We start from the raw sequence: 19,781 nt of genomic DNA on the forward strand, positions 1-19,781 counted from the left end.
TTATTGCCTCCTTTTTTTTCATTAATGAGAAAAGAGTGAAAAATCAATTAATTCACATAATGTATTAATAATAAACAGATGCTGTTCTAAAATTCGCACCTCTTTTTGTACCGGAACGGCGATATTAATATCGTTTTCATCCAGCAAACCATTAAGATGATCGTTTTTATCCCCGGTTAACGCAACCACCAAAATATCTTTATCTTTGGCACAACGGATTAATGAGAGAGAAACTTCCTCAGTATCCGGCGTCAAAATTACAAAGACATCGCCACTGCTTACTACAGCACTAAACTGCTTTTGATAAGCTTCAGACACACTGTTATCACTGATTAAAGCAGCTCCGACAGCACCATCCAATCCAAGCAGTATTGCGGGGAAACTAGGGCGAGCCAATAGATATCGATTAATCAGATTCGCTACTAATAATTGTGCATTAGAAGTAGAACGACCATATCCAAAAACCACAATTTTATTACCACGTAACAAACATTGTGTTAATTCGTTAGTCGTCTTCGCCAATATCTCCGGAATCACAGCGGCGGTGGCGATATGTCCTTTAATGCTCTCTTCATATAGCGCTTTTATTCGATCCAACATAATATCAGCCATTTATTTCTATAAAATTTTGTAACCACGTAATTTGATAAGCAACCCCATCAAAAGCGATTAAATCAAATCGACAACTTACCGTTTCCAAACTTTGTTGTCGTAATCCTAACCATAAATTTGCGGCTTTCAATAATTTTTGTTGCTTTGACCAGGAAACACTTTCTACCGCAGAACCGAATTTTGCACTTTTCCGCTGTCTCACTTCAACAAAAACCAGTGTTTTTCCGTCTTGCATAATCAGATCAATTTCTCCACATTTAAAAGTCTGATTAGCAGCAATAAATTTTAAGCCTTTTTGTTCTAAAAAACGGCGAGCTTGTTGCTCAAACTCGCCGCCTTGCTGTCTTGGTTTGAATAATGACATTTTCAATTAATGAATGGTTTTTATATTGCCGTTATCATATTGCATCCAGGTCATTGTTCTCTCAATATTACAACCTTCACCGGCACTTAATACGCCAGTTAGACCATTAATGCTATAACCCGGAATCTGACGAAGTTCAGCAAATTTATTGATTAACATCCACGCATCTGCTCCCATCGCATATAAACGAAGTAATGAATAATCGCCATTCGCAATTTTAAGTGCCTGTTGATAGCTTGCAGAATTTAAATCACTTAAAAGTGGAATATCACTAAATTTCACACCATTCATTGTTAAGCGGTAATCTGGCCCATTGTTAGCGGAATTGCTACGTGAAGTAGCGTAAATTGCAATATCGTGAGCATCAGAATTATCCAATGCCGTTTTAATCTCCTGCAATTGTTGACTATCTGCCACCACATAAATTGCATTTACTTTGCCATTCATTGTTGCATTTTTTAGATTCGCTAAAATATCATCAACTAAAGTATAGTAATAAGTATTCACGTCCGTACCTGCAAAGCTTTGCCATTTAGCATTAAAAGCAGAAGCACTACGTTGTCCTAAATCGTTCTGTGGTGCAAACACCAAAGGATTGACTTCGCCATCATTCCACATTTTAACAGCAGCAGCTTGTGCTTCATCTTCTGGCGATAGTCCATAATAACAAACACCTTGTATCGGACGCATACTTGGTGCAGTATTCAATGTTAATACACTCAACCCTTGTATCGCATTTCCATTTAATAATGCATCCACATTATCTTTTAATAACGGGCCGACAACCGCTTGCGCACCTTCCTGTTTTGCCTGATTAACCAAGTCTGTAACATTAGTTCCTGCCATTGTGTCATAGGTTTTCACGATAATCTGTGAGTTACCGCGAGCATCGTTAAATCCCTGTAAAATTGTTTTACCAATTAATTCACCGTTACCGCTTAACGGTAATAACACGGCGATTTGTTGAATATTTAAATTCTCAAAATTGACCACACCACGTAAATCAGTCGGTAATAAATAAGCTGCTGAATGGTTGGCATAAGTGGTTTTCCAATTCTGAATCGCAAAACGCATTTGATCGGGCTGTGCAATGTGATCGTTATATACTTTTGCCAAATCAATCCACCCTTTTAACGCCACATCATTATCATCCACAATTAAACTGTTTAACGTATTTTTATCCAAATTACGCAATAACCCCCAGATCACATCATTATTTTGTTGTTTACGTTGCATATCAGTAATGAAACGATCCATTTGCACGTGCGCATTAATTGCACCAATCGCATCGTGACTATTTTCCGCAATTTGAGCTAGTACCGCATAATAACGCACTTTTTGTGAATTGCTGAGGCTATCTAACTTAATAGTATTCAACAAGGTTGTTGCCGCACTGTTATCACGCTGCATTGCCAATAAAGATGCTTTCAAAAGCGAAGCGTCCAACTGTTGTGCATCGTCTAAATCAGTCAAAGATGATAACAAACTAGAGGCTTGCGCCACTTTATTTTCATTTAGTAATGCACGAATCGCTAACAATTGATAATTTACTTTTTCATCCTGATCCTGACTACTATTTGCCTTATCCAAGTAAAAATCGGAGCTGGCATAGGCTTCATTTTGTAACATCGTATTATTTGAACCAATAAGACTGCTACATCCTGCTACACTGATCATTACGAAAAAACTCAGTAAAAGATTTTTAAAATTCATTCGTTGTAATAGAATGTTCAACATATATATACCTATGATAATTTAAACTATCATTATAAAAACAAGACCACTCGACCTTTTGTCGAGTACAAATAAATCTTACTTATCTCTTAGTTTAAAAGCAATAAAAGACTTAATTTATGAGCAATTTATACGGAACTTTATATATTGTCGCTACGCCAATCGGCAATTTAAGCGATATTAGCCAACGTGCGTTGGACACTTTCAACCAAGTTGATCTTATTGCGGCAGAAGATACTCGCCATAGTGGTTTATTATTAAATCATTACGGCATTAAAAAACCACTTTTTGCTTTACACGATCATAACGAACAACAAAAATTGGAAATCTTAATTGATAAATTACAACAAGGTTCTAATATTGCCTTAGTTTCCGATGCCGGCACACCGCTTATTAGCGATCCTGGTTTTCATTTAGTCAGAGCCTGTCGTCAGGCAAATATTCGTGTTGTACCTATCCCGGGTTGTTGTGCCGCAATTACTGCACTTTCCATTGCTGGCATTGCCTCCAACCGCTTCTGTTTTGAAGGCTTTTTGCCTGCAAAAAGCAAAGCACGCCTTGATCGCCTTGCCGAATTAAAAACGGAAACACGTACACTGATTTTTTATGAATCAACGCACCGTATTTTAGAAAGTTTGCAAGATATGCAAACCGTTTTCGGTGCAGATCGCTATTTAGTGATTGCCAGAGAATTAACCAAAACGTGGGAAACGGTTTACGGCAATCAACTTGCAGAAATGATCGCGTGGTTAAAAGAGGATGCTAATCGTTGTAAAGGTGAAATTGTATTGGTGGTTGAAGGCGCAGTTGAAAATAATGAAGAACAATTTAACCCTCAAGCATTATTAAGCCTGAAATTAATCAATCAACAATTACCTTTAAAAAAGGCAGCAGCGATTGTTGCTGAAGTTTATGGCTACAAGAAGAATGCACTTTATCAATATGGCTTGCAACATTTTATGCAGCAAAATTAAAACTATAGCAAAGGAATGACTATGCATCACTATTATCTTGAAATGCAAGAACATTTTTTATACGTTCCCTATTATGACCATATGCGTCGCGTGCGCGTTTTATTGCCGAAAAACTACTATAAAAATCAATGGCAACACTACCCAGTTCTTTATATGCACGACGGGCAAAACGTGTTTTATAGTAAAGAATCTTACTCTGGCTACTCTTGGAAAGTGATTCCTACCTTAAAAAAACACCGCGAGTTTCCGCAACTGATTGTCGTTGGCATTGATAATGCTAGTGAACGACGTTTAGATGAATACGGCCCTTGGCGCACCGAAGTTGGTAATAGTGAAGTTTCAAGAAATACTGGTGGAATGGGAATGGAATATGGTAAATGGGTGGTGGAAACGGTTAAACCTTTTATCGACCAAAGTTATCGCACGAAACCGGAAGCACAATATACCTTGCTAGCAGGCAGTTCAATGGGTGGAATTATTACTGCTTATATGGGAGCTGCTTATCCTGAGATATTTGGACATCTTGGTATTTTTTCTCTTGCTTCATGGTTCAGTGAATCAAATTTTCTTGAATTTCTTCATTATCATCCATTCAATCGCAACGGCAAAGTGTTTATTCAAGTTGGCACAAACGAAGGAGATGATGCCGATGCCGAATATATTTCCAATATGAATCAAGCCTATATTGATTGTACACTACGTTATTATCAAGCACTATTGCGCACGGGACATCCAATTGATCAAATTCGACTTCGCATTATGGCAAATGAAATTCATCACGAATATTATTGGGCAAATCATTTTGCAGAATTCTTACACTTTTCACTACTGGAATAGCATTTTTTTCAATTTGCTCATTTAGTTTGCAATAAATCGTTAGGATCACACGATAAATCCGATATAATGTGCGCCATTTTTTAACTACATAATTTAAATATAAATATTAAAAATTGAGGTGATTATGACTCCTGTCATTGCCCTGGTTGGGCGTCCAAATGTGGGAAAATCCACATTATTCAACCGATTAACTCGTAGTCGTGATGCACTTGTCGCTAATTTCCCGGGATTAACTCGTGACCGAAAATATGGTCAAGGTCAATTAAATGGAACAGAATTTATTGTTATTGACACTGGAGGTATTGACGGTTCGGAGCAAGGCATTGAAGAAAAAATGGCGGAACAATCATTATTGGCAATTGATGAAGCCGATATTGTTCTTTTTTTGGTCGATGCTCGTGCCGGCTTAACTGCTGCGGATATTGGTATCGCACAATATCTTCGCCGTCGTGAAAAAACCACAGTAGTAGTAGCAAATAAAATTGACGGTATTGATGCCGATTCACATATTGGCGAGTTTTATCAATTAGGTTTAGAAGAAATTGTTCCTATCGCTGCTTCACAAGGTAGAGGGGTAACACAATTAATCCAAGATGTTCTTGCCCCTTATCAGGAAGATGAGAGTGAAAACGCCGAAACAGAGAGTGAAGAAAATTTTGATTTTGCACTTTCCGATACCAATTTTTCTGATTTTGAAGCCACTTCAATCAATGATGAAATTATAGATGACAGCGAAGAAGACGAAGATTTAGAAGATAATGCTGAAACAGAACAAAAATCGATTAAAATTGCAATTGTCGGTCGCCCGAATGTTGGTAAATCCACTTTAACTAACCGTATATTAGGAGAGGATCGTGTCGTCGTTTACGATATGCCGGGTACAACACGTGACAGTATTTATATTCCGATGGAGCGGGACGGTCAGCAATATACCATTATTGACACCGCAGGTGTGCGTAAACGTGGTAAAGTCACCCTCACCGTAGAAAAATTTTCGGTCATTAAAACGTTGCAGGCAATTCAGGATGCTAATGTGGTATTACTTACCATTGATGCGCGTGAAGGTATTTCCGATCAAGATTTATCACTATTAGGCTTTATTCTAAATGCTGGTCGAGCTTTAGTCATTGTTGTTAATAAATGGGACGGATTAAGTCAAGAAATCAAAGATAACATTAAATCCGAATTAGATCGCCGTTTAGATTTTATTGATTTCGCTCGTGTTCATTTTATTTCTGCACTACACGGCAGTGGTGTTGGTAATCTTTTTGAATCTATCAACGAAGCTTATCAATCCGCAACTAAACGTTATTCAACATCGCTATTGACACGGATTTTGCAAATGGCAACCACAGAACACCAACCGCCAATGATTGCTGGACGCAGAATTAAATTGAAATATGCACACCCAGGTGGACATAATCCTCCAATTATTGTAGTACACGGTAACCAAATTGATAAATTACCGGATTCCTATAAACGTTATTTATCCAATTATTACCGCCGTAGTTTGCAAATTATCGGCTCTCCGATCAGAATGTTATTCCAAGATGGAGATAACCCATATGCTGGTAAACGTAACACATTAACACCGAACCAATTACGCAAGCGCAGACGTTTAATGAAATTTATTAAGAAATCAAAACGATAGTAGATCAAGGCTTCTCTCAAGGAAGCCTTTTTAATTTAGATTAATGCAGTTTTGGCTTATCTAAAATTTAACAGTAAAAAGGCAATTGTATTTATCACAAGAAGAGAAAAAATGAAAAATGAGTTAGCCGGTAAGCCGAGTTCTGTCGTGGACAATCATTCATCTAGGCGACTATTTGCATAGCCGCTCAAGCAACCTACCCGAACTCTGAGCGGGCCACCCATTGAGTTCCTATTTGGTCTTGCTACGAGTGGAGTTTACCATGCCGTGAAATGTTACCACTCACGCGGTGCGCTCTTACCGCACCCTTTCACCCTTACCTGATCTCTAACGAGCCATCGGCGGTCTGCTCTCTGCTGCACTGGTCGTAGGCTCGCGCCTCCCGGACGTTATCCGGCACTCTGCCCTATGTAGCTCGGACTTTCCTCTCGTCTACTTGTCCCCTAGGTCGTTTTCACGGTTGAGGGCTTCAATAAACCAGCGATTGTCTGGCTAACTCGGACGCGAAGTATAGCGGATTTTTGCTTTGGAATATAGTAAAAGTTTAAATTTGTGTTTTTATTCGCTTTTTTCTCCCTAACCGATTAAAATATTTGGCAATTTTTATTGCGTAATTGGAGAAATTATGGATTATTTGCAAATTGCTAAAGATACGTTAGCAATCGAACAGCAGGCTCTTATTCGATTACAACAACAACTTCCTGAAAATTTTCAACAAATTGTCGAATTGATTTTGTACTGCCAAGGGCGTCTTGTAATTGGAGGCATTGGAAAATCCGGACTCGTTGGAAAAAAAATGGTTGCTACTTTTGCTTCAACCGGTACCCCAAGTTTCTTTCTACATCCAACAGAAGCATTCCATGGCGATTTAGGTATGCTAAAACCGATTGATGTAGTGTTACTAATCTCCTATAGCGGTGAAACCGATGATGTAAATAAATTAATTCCGAGTTTGAAAAACTTTGGCAATAAAATCATAGCGATGACCGGTAATTTACAATCCACTTTAGCAAAACATGCTGATTATGTATTAGATATCAGTGTTGAACGTGAAGCTTGTCCTAATAATTTAGCACCAACCACTTCTGTGTTGGTGACAATGGCATTAGGTGACGCGCTGGCAGTTTCATTAATCAAAGCACGCAATTTCCAAACAGAAGATTTTGCCAAATTCCATCCCGGTGGTAGCTTGGGTCGTCGTCTGTTATGCAAGGTTCGCGATAAAATGCAAACGACACTACCTATCGTTCACGCCGATACACTCTTCCTTGATTGCCTAACCGTAATGAATGAAGGGCGAATGGGTGTTGCTTTAATTATGCAAGATAAAAAGTTACAGGGCATTGTTACTGATGGTGACATCCGCCGAGCAATGAGCCGCTATGGAGAGGCTGTATTACAAAAACAGGCTCAAGATTTTATGACTGCAACCCCAAAAACTATCAATCAAAACAGTTATTTAGGTCAAGCAGAAGATTTTATGCGTCAAAATAAAATCCATTCACTTGTGGTAGTCGATGATCAACAGCAGGTTGTCGGCTTATATGAATTTTCAAGCTAAGGAGGATCTATGTCAACAATCCAACAAAAACTCGCCAACATCAAACTAGTGATCACCGATGTTGATGGCGTTTTAACCGATGGTTCACTTTATTATGGCGAAAGTAGCGAAGGTGTTGAAGCATTTAAAATCTTTAATGCCCGTGATGGCTTAGGAACCAGAATGTTATTAGAAAGTGGCATTCAAGTCGCCGTTTTATCCGGTCGCGATTCTAAGGTGTTAAGAAGGCGGATTGCTGATTTAAAAATTCCTCTGTTTGCTTTAGGAAAACTGGAAAAAGAGAGTGCCTGTTTCGCACTAATGCAACAAGCTGGCGTTCAAGCTTCTGAAGTACTTTATATTGGTGATGACAGTGTTGATTTACCAGCATTTAATGTATGTGGTGTTACTGCAACCGTAGCCGATGCTGCGGATTATATTAAATCCCAAGTAGACATTGTTACTAAAGCAAGTGGTGGCAAAGGTGCATTCCGTGAGATTGTTGATATGCTACTCGCCGCACAAGGAAAAGAAGCTATCTACACTACAGCGCAAGGCTTTCTCCATTCCGCAAAGAAAATGGCACAATAATATCGAAAAACAGTAGAGTATTTTTCTACTGTTTTCACTAATCATCACCGAATTTTTGTTAAAAATACGAAAAAAGTGGTGTGAATTGATCCACACCACTTTATCTCAATTAAGAAAGATCATTCAACAACAAACTGTGCGTATCATCTAAAGCCAGATTCATATAACGTTCATACTGTTTCAGAATATCAACGATTAACTCATCTTTACTCATATATTGCACATCATAGCCCTCTCTACCATCATTAAAAAAAGTGATCGGTTCATAAATATTATGCTGTTCAATATGCGGTAAACTGTCATCCTCAATCAATAGATTGGATAATGAACGCTTTTCGCTGGCAACACCATATAAAAAGTTATGAATGTTGTCATTTTTAATCACTAATGCAATACGTAATTGTGAATATGACTTGATTTTCACATTTAAACCATAATTTTTTAATTCAGACTCCACTTCGGTAAATGCCGGAATAACAATTTTATCAAAAAAGGCTTTAATATCAGCACGTTGTGGTTGACTCATTATTTTATTTAAGCGGTCTCGCCAGTTTTTACCACTCCAAACTGAACTGCCGTGTGCAAATTTTTTCGAGAAATACTGGCTGTCCACCATCAATCCTCGCCATAATCCTAAGCAAAGGAATAGCATAATTAAAGTAAATGGCAATGCAATAATTAATATCATTGTCTGTAATGCTGCCAAACCACCTGAACGAAGTAATGCAATAGCTAACGACGCCAACAACACTGCCCAGAACACGCTTTGCCATGCTGGTGCTTTATCTTTCCCTTGTGAAGCAATATTATTAATCACATAAATACCTGAATCTGCCGAAGTGATAAAGAACAATGCAATAATCAGCATTGCAATTAATGAAGCAATTATCGAACCAGGTAGCTGTTCAAAAAAAGCAAACAAAAGCGCTTCGGTATTATCACTCAATGCAGAAAGTGCACCTTGCGACTGCTGATCTGCCCAAATTGCAGTATCACCAAAAATAGTCATCCATAATGCATTAAACAAAGACGGAACAAATAACACTCCTAAAATAAACTCTCGAATTGAGCGACCTTTAGAAATTTTGGCAATAAATAGTCCCACAAAAGGCGCCCAAGAAACCCACCACGCCCAATACAACACTGTCCAACCATTAAACCACGATTTTTTCTCTGGCTCATTAGCAAAAGTTTTAAAACTTAACTCAATGAAATTACTAAGATAATTTCCAACATTTTCTGAAAAATTGCTGAACAGATAAATCGTTGGTCCGGCAATTAACACGAAAATCATTAATAAAATTGCCATCCCTAAGTTAATCTCGCTTAAACGTCGCACTCCTTTTGCTACACCAGTGATAGCTGAAATTGCTGCCAATGTCATCACTACAATAATAATCACAGAAAGCGTAGTTAAGCTGCGATTATCCATCCATCCAACTGCGTGCAATCCAGCATCAAGCTGCATTGCTCCATATCCCAATGTTGTTGTCACCCCGAAAACTGTACTACATAGTGCAATAATATCAATCAAATGCCCCCAAAAACCGGACACTCGATGTTTCAGTATAGGATAAAATCCGGAGCGGATTGTTAATGGCAATTTATAACGAAAACTAAAATAAGCCAACGTTAAGCCAATTACTGCATAAATTGCCCAAGCATGAATTCCCCAGTGGAAAAAGGATAGTAACAGTGCATTTTCCACTTTTTCCGTATGTGAGGCATTTTCAGTTAATGGCGCAACATAGTGCGAAATCGGTTCGGCTACACCAAAATACATCAAACCGATCCCCATTCCGGCAGCAAATAACATTGCCATCCAAGATATAAACGGATATTCCGGTTCTTCATTTTCAGTGCCTAATTTTATATCTCCTAAACTACTGGCACAAAGCAATAATAAAAACAGGATAAATATTGAAACAGCAACGACATAAAACCAGCTAAAGTTATCAAAAATATTATTTTTTATATCATTCAGCAACTTTTGTGTCGTTTCTGGCACAATAATTCCTAATCCAGTCACTAACAAAATAAATAATAGACTAGGTAAAAAAATTGGTGCTTTAAATGTACTCGTTGACTTTAAATAATGCAGTAAACGCAAAATAAATTCTCCTCATTGATTGTATGATCAGCAATATTGCTAACATTTGATGAGCGAATTCCAATAAACAATTTGAAATTCTAAAAAGATAGAAAATAGTAGAAAATTCAACTACTTTTATTAGATAGAAATATCAAAATTCCCAATAAAATATGCTTAAAGCTCAAAAATACTAACTTATTATGCTAAAAAAATCAAATTTATGGTTTTTAATGCTATTTAAAAAATAAAAATAGCATTAAAAACTAACCTATATTATGGTTTATAACCTATGTCTTCTTGAGATGGATTTGATGCTGCTTCTCTAGCTAACACATCGCAACGCTCATTTTCCGGATGACCGGCATGTCCTTTTACCCATTGCCATTCGATTTGATGTGGTGCAATAGCTTGATCCAATGCAATCCATAAATCTTGATTTTTAACCGGCTGTTTTTGTGCGGTTTTCCACTGATTTTTTTTCCATTTCTGGATCCATTCCGTAATGCCTTTACGCAAATATTGACTATCGCTATAAAGTGTTACGGCACAGGGTTCTTTCAATAAATTCAAGGCGGTAATCGCAGCCAACAGCTCCATTCTATTATTCGTTGTCAGTTTATACCCTTGCGACACTTCTTTCTGGTGTCGTTTATAGCGTAACACAATCCCAATTCCCCCAGCTCCGGGATTTCCTAGACAAGAACCGTCTGTAAAAATGTCGATTTTTTTTAGCATATTAAAACAAGTGTTGTTAAAATGAAGCCCAATTATAGAGAGTTAATCTGAAAAAGAAAAATCACTATGCAAATGGATGAAAACAGAATTGTAGTACTCGATACCGAAACTACTGGAATGAGCGGAACCAGCGAACCGCAAATCGGTCATCGTATTATTGAAATCGGTGCAGTTGAGCTAATTAATAGACGTTATACTGGGCGTAATTTTCACGTTTACCTGCAACCAGATCAACAGGTCGATCCAGAAGCGGTTGCTGTTCACGGAATTACTGACGAATTTTTAGCGGATAAACCTCGTTTTAAAGAGATCGCACAAGAATTTATTGATTTTATTAAAGGTGCTGAACTGGTCATTCATAATGCTCCGTTCGACGTGGCATTTATGAATCAAGAATTTGCATTGCAAGGACAAACGTTAACTACGAATGATCTGTGCAAGGTAACTGATTCACTAAAAGTCGCACGCCAACTTTATCCCGGAAAGAAAAACTCCTTAGATGCATTATGTAGTCGTTTAGGAATTGATAACAGTAAGCGTACTCTGCACGGAGCTTTACTAGATGCTGAAATTCTGGCAGATGTCTATTTAGCAATGACTGGTGGCCAAGGTAGTTTACAATTGGATACTGAACTGGTTGTAGCAACTCAACAACAAGAAGTTCAACAACAAATCCAATATAGAAACACACCACGAAAATTATTTGTGCTAAAACCTTCCACAGAAGAAATTCAAGCACACCAAGAATATATTGCATTAATTAATAAAAAAAGTGGTGATCAATGCCTTTGGCAACAAATTTTGGAGCAAGATCCACATAAACTGAATTAACCACAATCTTACTCTGCGCTTGCATTCTGTGCAGGCGCTGATTACAATTCACCCCTTTGTATTTATACCCTTTGTGGTATAACCTGACCTGAGATCAGAAAGAGAATTAAAAAATGACAAAAACTTATGCAAAACCTGAGCTGCTCTCTCCTGCCGGCTCATTAAAAAATATGCGTTACGCCTTTGCTTATGGTGCTGATGCAGTTTATGCAGGGCAACCTCGTTACAGTTTACGTGTTCGCAACAACGAATTTAACCACGCTAATCTAAAAATCGGTATTGATGAAGCTCACGCCTTAGGCAAAAAATTCTATGTTGTTGTCAATATCGCACCGCATAACTCAAAATTAAAAACGTTTATTAAAGATCTAACCCCTGTGATTGAAATGCAACCGGATGCATTAATTATGTCCGATCCCGGTTTGATTATGATGGTTCGTGAGCATTTTCCACATATGCCAATTCATCTTTCGGTGCAAGCTAATGCCGTTAACTGGGCCAGTGTAAAATTTTGGCATCAAATGGGGTTAACGCGCGTTATCCTTTCGCGTGAACTTTCTCTTGATGAAATTGCCGAAATTCGCAAGCAAGTACCAGATATCGAAATCGAGGTTTTTGTACACGGCGCACTTTGTATGGCTTATTCCGGTCGCTGTTTACTTTCTGGATATATCAATAAAAGAGATCCGAACCAAGGCACCTGCACCAATGCTTGCCGTTGGGAATACCAAGTAAAAGAGGGGCAAGAAGATGAAATCGGTAATATTGTCGATCCTAATAAAGTTATTCCAATAAAAAATGTTGCACCAACATTAGGTGAAGGTGCAACAACCGATAAAGTTTTTCTATTAACTGAAAGTAAACGTCCAGACGAACAGATGCAAGCATTTGAAGATGAACACGGCACTTATATTATGAATTCTAAAGATTTACGTGCTGTGCAACACGTTGAAACATTAACGCAGATGGGCGTACATTCTTTAAAAATTGAAGGAAGAACAAAATCTTTCTATTATTGCGCTAGAACCGCTCAGGTTTATCGTAAAGCAATTGACGATGCAGCTGCCGGAAAGCCTTTTGACGAAAGCCTAATAACAACCCTAGAATCATTAGCTCACCGTGGTTACACCGAAGGTTTCTTACGTCGTCATACTCACGATGAATATCAAAATTATGACTATGGCTACTCTGTTTCCTATCAACAACAGTTCGTTGGTGAATTTACCGGTGTTCGTAAAAATGGAATGGCAGAAATTGCTGTGAAAAATAAATTCCTACTCGGAGATGAAGTTGAAATGATGACACCGAAAGGGAACATTGTTTTCACTATTAATCAGATGTTTAACCGCAAAGGTGAATCGGTTGAAGCGGCTTTAGGAGACGGACATTATGTATTTATTCCCATACCAGCAGATATCTGTTTAGATTATGCGTTATTGATGCGAAATTTAACTAATACAAATACAAGAGATCCACACGGCGAGAAAAAAAGTTAAAAAAGTTAAAAAAATATTAAAAATGTTATTGCAATATAAAATGTAACGCTATATAATCTTGTCCGTACCCTAAAATATGACTCCAAATGTTTGCCCCTCTATTTTTCCCGAATAGAGGGGATTTTTTTATTTGTAGCTTTTCAATTTTAAAATCAATTAGATACAAAAAATCAATGCCATTTTTAATAATTTAAACACTGTATGTTTATACAGTATTTATGCTATAATATTGCTTATTTTATGATCCAAAATGATCACTAAAGAAATGAATTGCACCAAAAAATTTCTTTAGATGTTACAAGATTTAACGAATTTAACATGAAAAATAACTAAATTGAGCTTGTTTGACTCTATCAATTTTTATTGAACTTTTTATAACGCTAAAGAACGCCATTATGTAAATTGATGCTTGGTTCTGCCTATCTGAAATCAATATTTTTTAGCCGTATTTGATCAATAGCTTTTTCTATAACGAAAGTATTAAATATTGATATCGAAAATAAAGACACCATTTTGGCTATTTTTTATCAAAAAAACTTTAATTTTTAAAAAAATATTGTAAAAAATTCAAACGAGTGTATAATAACGCACATCTGACGCGGGGTGGAGCAGCTTGGTAGCTCGTCGGGCTCATAACCCGAAGGTCGTTGGTTCAAATCCAGCCCCCGCAACCAATCCCAATTTTCCCCTCAAAAATTTTATAGTAATTTTTTAATCTTTCTTGTAGAGATATGTATAAATTTCTCTTTTTTGAGACTACATTTCATCTATTTCGATCGTACTAATTTCATATATTGCCTTATTTGAAAAAGAGTTTAACATTCCATCATCTGCAATACCTACATTTACAGATGCTGCTATTTTACAAAAGCGTTTGTTAATTCGTAGTCCTCTATCTCTACAAAAAGAAAATATCGAAAAAATATATCAAGCTTCCTTTAATGGTGAAAAATTCTGCTAATAAGAAGTACAGTAGGAAAAGACCTACTGTACTTGTCATTTTGCTAATTTATTCCTCTCTTCTAACAAAAATTCAATAACAGCCTTTACTCTCTTCAATTGTTGATGCCTAGGGAAATAATAGAGATAAAAAGCAGGAAATGATCGCCAATAAGGTTCTAACACCGGTATTAATTCTTGTTGTAATCTTAACTGTTGATAACGCAAATCAAAGATTCGACCAATTCCCATTCCTTGAATAATTGCATCCATCATTATTTCAGTGTCATTAAAAATTAATTGTGTTTCAAGGGGAATTTGCCGTTCTTCACCATCTATACTTAGTGTTAATGGGTTTAAACGATTATGCGTCATAAACCGATGTCCGATAAATCGGTGGTTTTTGAGATCTGCTATGGATTGTGGAACACCATATTTTTGCGCATATTCTTTGCTGACAAATAATCCTTCTCGCATTGGTGCCGTAAGTTGATGAGCAATCATTCCCTCCTCAATACTATGCCCGAATCGTATTCCTAAATCAAAATGGTGATCCACAATATCAACCATCGCATTATTAATGGACAATTCAAGTTGAATATTGGGATATTTCCGACAAAATTGTGCATAGATCGGCTGGATAGCAATATAAAAAGCAACTTGCGGTAATGTAATTTTTACTGTTCCTGATGGTGGATTAGCGGCATTACTCAAACTTTCAAAAGCATCTTCAATCACATAAACAGCATCTTTCGTTTGTTTAATCAATTTTTCACCAGCTTCTGTTAATACTAATTTTCTTGTAGTACGTAAAATAAGCGGAAATCCCATTTCTTGCTCTAAGGATTGCAATGATTTACTCACTGCCGCTGCACTAATTTCTAACTTTTTAGCAGCAGCTGAAATACTGCCACTTTGCACAATAGTGTGTAAAAACAGAAGTTGTTGATAATAATTTTTCTGCATATTTTAAACTAATAGTTAAAAGTATTTTAAAGAATACTAGACTACTCTTTAATAAAATAGCTGTCTATAATAAAGTTGTTTTTAAATAACAGACAGATTAAGGAGTTAATATGAAAATTGCTGTAATTGGAGCAACTGGATTAATTGGTAAAGCGGTAACTGCTGAATTAGTTGCTCGTGGTCATCAAGTAATAGGAATTTCTCGTCACGCCGATTCACTACCGAAAGCGGATAACTTTACCGCTATACAATTAGATGTCAATTCCACACAATTAGTTGAGCAACTTATTAATGTTGATGCGGTGATCAGTGCTTTCAACGGCGGTTGGGAAAATCCGAATTTAGTTGCTGATTATAACAAAGGAATGCAATCTATTTTGCAAGCAGCACAACAAGCAGCTGTGCCTTATTTATTAATTGTTGGCGGTGCTGGCTGTCTTTATGTGTCATCTGAGTTGCAACTTATTGATACTAAAGAGTTTCCTAAAGCTATCTATCCTATTGCCAATGCTATTGGTCAATTATTGGTTCAATTAAAACAAAATAGACAATTAAACTGGGCATTTGTATCGCCAGCGGCAATGTTTGCCGTCAATCCGGTCAAATTTGAGGCGACAGGGCATTATCGTATTGGTGGAAATCACGTTCTGTTGGATAAAAATGGGCAACCTGCTGATATTAGTCTGCCTGATTTAGCAGCAGCGCTTGCAGATGATGCAGAACAAAAAGCTCATTTACATCAACATTTCACCGTTGCTGAATAAACTGAAAATCCATTTATAGCGAAAAGCCACTCAAAAGAGTGGCTTTAACGTTTAGCTATCTAGTAAATACTTAATTTAATACTCTTCTGGATTGTGTATAGGTTCTTAACCAATAATCTTCATTCAAAGAACTAATAGTAACGCCCTGACTTGTACTGGAATGGATAAAAAGATCATCGCCTAAATAAATTCCAACGTGACGATTTTTTCTAAAGAAAACTAAATCACCTTGTTTTAATTGACCTTTTTGAATTTTATAACCTAAAGATTTTTGTTCTGAAGTGCTTCTTGGTAAGCTAATATGAAACTTTTCTGCAAATGCCGTTTGTACAAACGCAGAACAATCAATACCATCTTTTCCTGTTCCCCCAAGTTTATAACGAACACCGATCCATTCTTGATAGAAATTATTTAACTTTTTATTAATAATAACACGTTCTTTAGCATTAGTTTTGAGGATTAAAGCTTGGATAGGATCATCGTCTTCGGAAGACATAGAGGCTGACTGCGTGTTGGGGTGACTACTACACGCGGCTAACAATAAAAAACAAACTGACATCAGAATTCGATAAAACATAACTCAAAAATAAGTAAAAATAATCAAAACTCAAAATTGGCATCAATCCTACCTAAAAACAACACGTATGACCAGTTATTTTTAATAGAAAAGGCTGTTTTTGTGAAAAGCTTCAAATTTTCTGGCTATTTTTTAACGTTTTTCTAACGAACGCAGCCAAGAAATTTCATCTTTCCAGATTTCCGGATGAATGGTTTCCAAGATAAGCGGAATATTATCAAAGCGCTGATCAGGCATAATATATTCAAAAACAGCAGTGCCAATTGTGCCTGACTGCAAACTGTCGTGACGATCCACTCGACTGCCTAGAGGTGTTTTTGAACCATTTAAATGCATCCCTCGCAAATATTGAAAACCGACAACCTCCGAAAATTGTTGGAACGTCTTTTCACACGCATCTAGCGTTGATAAATCATATCCCGCAGAAAAAGTATGACAAGTATCCAAGCAAACCCCAACCCGATTTTTATCTTCCACATTTTCAATAATGGTCGCCAAATGTTCAAAACGCCAGCCTACATTTGAACCTTGACCGGCAGTATTTTCAATTACCGCAACAACATTCGGCACAGTATCAACCGCAATATTAATGGATTCCGCAATCCGTTTTAGACAATCCAGTTCATCCATTTGTTGTAAATGACTACCCGGATGAAAATTTAATAATTGCAAGCCGAGCTGATGGCATCGTTGCATTTCATCAATAAAGGCGGTCCTTGATTTCTCTAATCCTTCTGCTGTCGGATGACCTAAATTAATCAAATAACTATCGTGCGGTAAAATTTGTGCCGCAGAAAAGTGATATTTTTCGCACCATTGCTTAAATTTATTGATATTTTCTTGTTTTAATGGCGCAACTTTCCATTGACGCTGATTTTTTGTAAATAACGCAAAAGCATTTGCACCAATTTCAACCGCGCGTAATACCGCATTTTCAACGCCTCCCGATGCACTGACGTGCGCTCCGATATATTTCATTTAAACTCCTAAATTCATTATCTTTCCGCAGGAATTATAGTAAACTTACGCCCTTTATACAGTTTTAATTCATAATTTCTCTAATAGTTAGGACAAATATGGACGAACAGGTCGAAATTAATCATTTTTCTATTTTATGCCGGTTATTCGGTAATTTTTTTCAACGTCAACCGCAAGATCCGATTCTTGCGCCGGCATTGCAATGGTTACAACAAGGAGGCGTTAAAACCATTTGGGATTTAGCCGCTGATCCACAAACCGACACGGCACTGACGCAATTAACATCAGGTTGGACACTAGAACAATTAAGCCAAGATTATCAACATTTGCAACAATCTGTCGATTTTAAACTCTCTGCTTACGGTGTTGATGTTGAACAATTTAAAGCATTTCGGCAAGAACGTGCAATGCCTGACGTTGCTGACAGTGATCATATTGCATTGCCATTATTGACAGCTGCTTGGATTGAGGATCAAATTGGTTCGCTTGAGGCACAGCAACAACTGTTCCAAACTTTTTTATTACCAACTATCGGGCGTTTTCTAGGAAAAATTGAAGCACACGCACACACGGCCTTTTATCGCAGTCTAGCACAATTATGTCGTGACTTATTGGCAGCTATGGCTGATGAGATTGAGGAAGAAAAATAATAAAAAAACAGTGTGTAAATCATTTCACACACTGTTACCTTGCCATATCTATTAAGATTAATTTTGCTGTTGCACAGATAATTTGCCAACAATAATTGTCAATAACAACATTAGTAGTACAGGGATTAACCAAGTCAAACCTTCTTGATAAAACGGCAAGTGGCTTAATAATTTTTCCACCGCTTGTGGCAACAACCCCATATTTTTCAAACTATCACACAAACTAAACACTGTTGTTAATGCGATAGTAGCATTATAACTCCAACTCACTACCGGCAGTTTTTTCCGCACAATCTGTAACACTACCAACATAATTGCTACCGGATAAATCAACAACAATGCAGGAATCGTTACTCGCAAAAGTGTATCCAGACCGGTTTCAGAAATAATAATTGTCGCAATTGTAAACAACACTACAAAAAATGGATAATTTAAACGAGGATGAAAGCGAGAAAAATAATCTGCACAAGCACTGGTTACACCAACTAACGTTGTTAAATTCGCTAACATCACAATGCCACTCATAATCCACAAACCAGTTGAACCAAATAACTCATTAATATAACGTGAGAAAATTTGTCCGCCATTGGTAGAAGTTGATGCCACCATATCTCCAGTTGCACCCAGATAAAATAAACAAAGATATAAACCACTTAGTAAAACTACTGAAGTTACTCCAGCAGCTAATGTATAACGAACTATTGTTTTGCTATTGGTAACATTATTTACTGCGAAAGCTCGTGCTACAATTCCACCGAATGCCATTGCTGAAAGCACATCCATTGTCTGATAACCACCAATCATACCAGTGACTAAAGCAGAGCCTTCAGCATAATTACTGGATGGTGCAATAATTTCGGACAATGGATCAGACACAACACCAATACCGACAACAATCAATAACACCAATAAAATCGGAGCCATAAATTTACCAATCGTTGAAATCATTGTGCTACGACCAAGCATAAAACTCATTCCGATAATATTAAACACTAATGCGAATAAAATATGAGAATGCTCACCGTTATAAATATTTAAAGGCTGCCACGCCATTTCATAAGCAACATTAGTCACACGAGGCATTGCAAATGTTGAACCAATGATTAAATAGAGAATTGACCAAAATACAACACCAACCCACGGCGGAAGATCGGTAGATAACGCTTCACCGCGTCCACGAACTGTTACCACAATCAAAGTAATAAACGGCATAAAAACACCGGTTAAAATAAAACCTAACGCAGCCCACAACCAACTCGAACCGGCATGATAACCTTCCATCGGTGGAAAAATAATATTCCCTGCCCCCAAAAAGAGTGAAAAAATCATCATACCTAGAATTAAAATATCTTTTTTAGATAACATATACTTTCCCTTAGGTATTAATTTTAAAGACAGGAAGTTTATACGGATTGGATGGTAAATTGAAGTAAAAAATATGATGTTATGG

18 protein-coding genes, 1 tRNA gene and 1 other RNA gene are annotated in these 19,781 nt (G+C 37.1%); 10 read left to right on the forward strand and 10 right to left on the reverse strand.

Annotated features, from left to right (window positions below; translation table 11 throughout):
• Nucleotides 1-21: 21 nt before the first annotated feature.
• The 3 genes from JP36_RS00355 to JP36_RS00365 are packed head-to-tail and all read right to left on the reverse strand — an operon-like array spanning nucleotide 22 to nucleotide 2,713.
• Nucleotides 22-612 (reverse strand): D-sedoheptulose-7-phosphate isomerase, encoded by a 591-nt coding sequence (locus JP36_RS00355; RefSeq protein ID WP_013744922.1) that lies wholly within the window; start codon nucleotides 610-612, stop codon nucleotides 22-24.
• The gene (locus JP36_RS00360) at nucleotides 605-976 is read right to left on the reverse strand and encodes a YraN family protein (RefSeq protein ID WP_013744923.1); all 372 of its coding nucleotides are present in this window, start codon (nucleotides 974-976) and stop codon (nucleotides 605-607) included. The genes JP36_RS00355 and JP36_RS00360 overlap by 8 nt, the downstream gene beginning before the upstream one ends.
• 6 nt (nucleotides 977-982) lie before the next feature.
• Nucleotides 983-2,713: a penicillin-binding protein activator gene (locus tag JP36_RS00365; protein WP_039170805.1), complete on the reverse strand. Its 1,731-nt coding sequence runs from the start codon at nucleotides 2,711-2,713 to the stop codon at nucleotides 983-985.
• 116 nt (nucleotides 2,714-2,829) lie between these two features.
• Here JP36_RS00365 and rsmI point away from each other — a divergent pair, with 116 nt between their 5' ends.
• The 3 genes from rsmI to der all read left to right on the forward strand — a co-directional run bounded on the left by rsmI (nucleotide 2,830) and on the right by der (nucleotide 6,172).
• Complete coding sequence (gene rsmI / locus JP36_RS00370; protein ID WP_039165642.1) at nucleotides 2,830-3,684, forward strand: 16S rRNA (cytidine(1402)-2'-O)-methyltransferase; 855 nt, start codon at nucleotides 2,830-2,832, stop codon at nucleotides 3,682-3,684.
• Between the two features lie 15 nt (nucleotides 3,685-3,699).
• Nucleotides 3,700-4,521, forward strand: coding sequence for an alpha/beta hydrolase (locus JP36_RS00375; protein ID WP_039136656.1), 822 nt, complete (start codon nucleotides 3,700-3,702; stop codon nucleotides 4,519-4,521).
• 124 nt (nucleotides 4,522-4,645) lie between these two features.
• Nucleotides 4,646-6,172, forward strand: coding sequence for a ribosome biogenesis GTPase Der (der, locus tag JP36_RS00380; RefSeq protein WP_039170807.1), 1,527 nt, complete (start codon nucleotides 4,646-4,648; stop codon nucleotides 6,170-6,172).
• A 115-nt stretch (nucleotides 6,173-6,287) separates the two neighbouring features.
• Here der and rnpB read toward each other — a convergent pair.
• Nucleotides 6,288-6,672, reverse strand: an RNA gene (gene rnpB, locus JP36_RS11145) — RNase P RNA component class A.
• 125 nt (nucleotides 6,673-6,797) lie between these two features.
• Here rnpB and JP36_RS00385 point away from each other — a divergent pair.
• Together JP36_RS00385 and JP36_RS00390 are read left to right on the forward strand one after the other, a co-directional pair.
• Nucleotides 6,798-7,733: a KpsF/GutQ family sugar-phosphate isomerase gene (locus tag JP36_RS00385; protein WP_039170810.1), complete on the forward strand. Its 936-nt coding sequence runs from the start codon at nucleotides 6,798-6,800 to the stop codon at nucleotides 7,731-7,733.
• An 18-nt stretch (nucleotides 7,734-7,751) separates the two neighbouring features.
• The gene (locus JP36_RS00390; RefSeq protein WP_197494831.1) at nucleotides 7,752-8,303 is read left to right on the forward strand and encodes a KdsC family phosphatase; all 552 of its coding nucleotides are present in this window, start codon (nucleotides 7,752-7,754) and stop codon (nucleotides 8,301-8,303) included.
• A gap of 109 nt (nucleotides 8,304-8,412) precedes the next feature.
• On the opposite strand, the gene JP36_RS00395 is transcribed toward JP36_RS00390, so the two are convergent.
• Nucleotides 8,413-10,413: a BCCT family transporter gene (locus tag JP36_RS00395; protein ID WP_039170815.1), complete on the reverse strand. Its 2,001-nt coding sequence runs from the start codon at nucleotides 10,411-10,413 to the stop codon at nucleotides 8,413-8,415.
• Between the two features lie 255 nt (nucleotides 10,414-10,668).
• Entirely contained in the window at nucleotides 10,669-11,130 is a 462-nt protein-coding gene (gene rnhA / locus JP36_RS00400; protein WP_039170818.1) for a ribonuclease HI, read from the reverse strand.
• A 66-nt stretch (nucleotides 11,131-11,196) separates the two neighbouring features.
• Between rnhA and dnaQ the strand changes: the two genes are divergently transcribed.
• From dnaQ to JP36_RS00415, 3 genes are all read left to right on the forward strand, one after another.
• Nucleotides 11,197-11,961: a DNA polymerase III subunit epsilon gene (dnaQ, locus tag JP36_RS00405; protein ID WP_418251594.1), complete on the forward strand. Its 765-nt coding sequence runs from the start codon at nucleotides 11,197-11,199 to the stop codon at nucleotides 11,959-11,961.
• Between the two features lie 113 nt (nucleotides 11,962-12,074).
• Nucleotides 12,075-13,457, forward strand: coding sequence for a tRNA 5-hydroxyuridine modification protein YegQ (yegQ, locus tag JP36_RS00410; protein ID WP_039136671.1), 1,383 nt, complete (start codon nucleotides 12,075-12,077; stop codon nucleotides 13,455-13,457).
• A gap of 597 nt (nucleotides 13,458-14,054) precedes the next feature.
• Nucleotides 14,055-14,131, forward strand: a tRNA-Met gene (locus JP36_RS00415).
• Between the two features lie 322 nt (nucleotides 14,132-14,453).
• Here JP36_RS00415 and JP36_RS00420 read toward each other — a convergent pair.
• On the reverse strand, nucleotides 14,454-15,362 hold the full coding sequence (locus tag JP36_RS00420; RefSeq protein WP_039170825.1) for a LysR family transcriptional regulator: 909 nt from the start codon (nucleotides 15,360-15,362) through the stop codon (nucleotides 14,454-14,456).
• A gap of 110 nt (nucleotides 15,363-15,472) precedes the next feature.
• On the opposite strand from JP36_RS00420, the gene JP36_RS00425 reads away from it, so the two are divergent.
• Complete coding sequence (locus tag JP36_RS00425) at nucleotides 15,473-16,126, forward strand: NAD(P)-dependent oxidoreductase (RefSeq protein ID WP_039170829.1); 654 nt, start codon at nucleotides 15,473-15,475, stop codon at nucleotides 16,124-16,126.
• Between the two features lie 70 nt (nucleotides 16,127-16,196).
• On the opposite strand, the gene JP36_RS00430 is transcribed toward JP36_RS00425, so the two are convergent.
• Complete coding sequence (locus tag JP36_RS00430; RefSeq protein WP_039170831.1) at nucleotides 16,197-16,703, reverse strand: NlpC/P60 family protein; 507 nt, start codon at nucleotides 16,701-16,703, stop codon at nucleotides 16,197-16,199.
• Between the two features lie 132 nt (nucleotides 16,704-16,835).
• Nucleotides 16,836-17,681, reverse strand: a complete 846-nt coding sequence (nfo, locus tag JP36_RS00435; protein ID WP_039170834.1) for a deoxyribonuclease IV — start codon at nucleotides 17,679-17,681, stop codon at nucleotides 16,836-16,838.
• 98 nt (nucleotides 17,682-17,779) lie between these two features.
• Between nfo and JP36_RS00440 the strand changes: the two genes are divergently transcribed.
• The gene (locus tag JP36_RS00440) at nucleotides 17,780-18,331 is read left to right on the forward strand and encodes a TorD/DmsD family molecular chaperone (protein ID WP_039170837.1); all 552 of its coding nucleotides are present in this window, start codon (nucleotides 17,780-17,782) and stop codon (nucleotides 18,329-18,331) included.
• A 57-nt stretch (nucleotides 18,332-18,388) separates the two neighbouring features.
• Here the strand turns inward: JP36_RS00440 and brnQ are convergent, their stop codons facing one another.
• A complete protein-coding gene (gene brnQ / locus JP36_RS00445) occupies nucleotides 18,389-19,696 on the reverse strand; it encodes a branched-chain amino acid transport system II carrier protein (protein ID WP_039170840.1) in 1,308 nt (435 codons plus the stop codon).
• Between the last annotated feature and the right edge of the window lie 85 nt (nucleotides 19,697-19,781).

The organism is Gallibacterium genomosp. 1 (genome assembly GCF_000771875.1).
Classification (GTDB): Bacteria; Pseudomonadota; Gammaproteobacteria; order Enterobacterales; family Pasteurellaceae; genus Gallibacterium.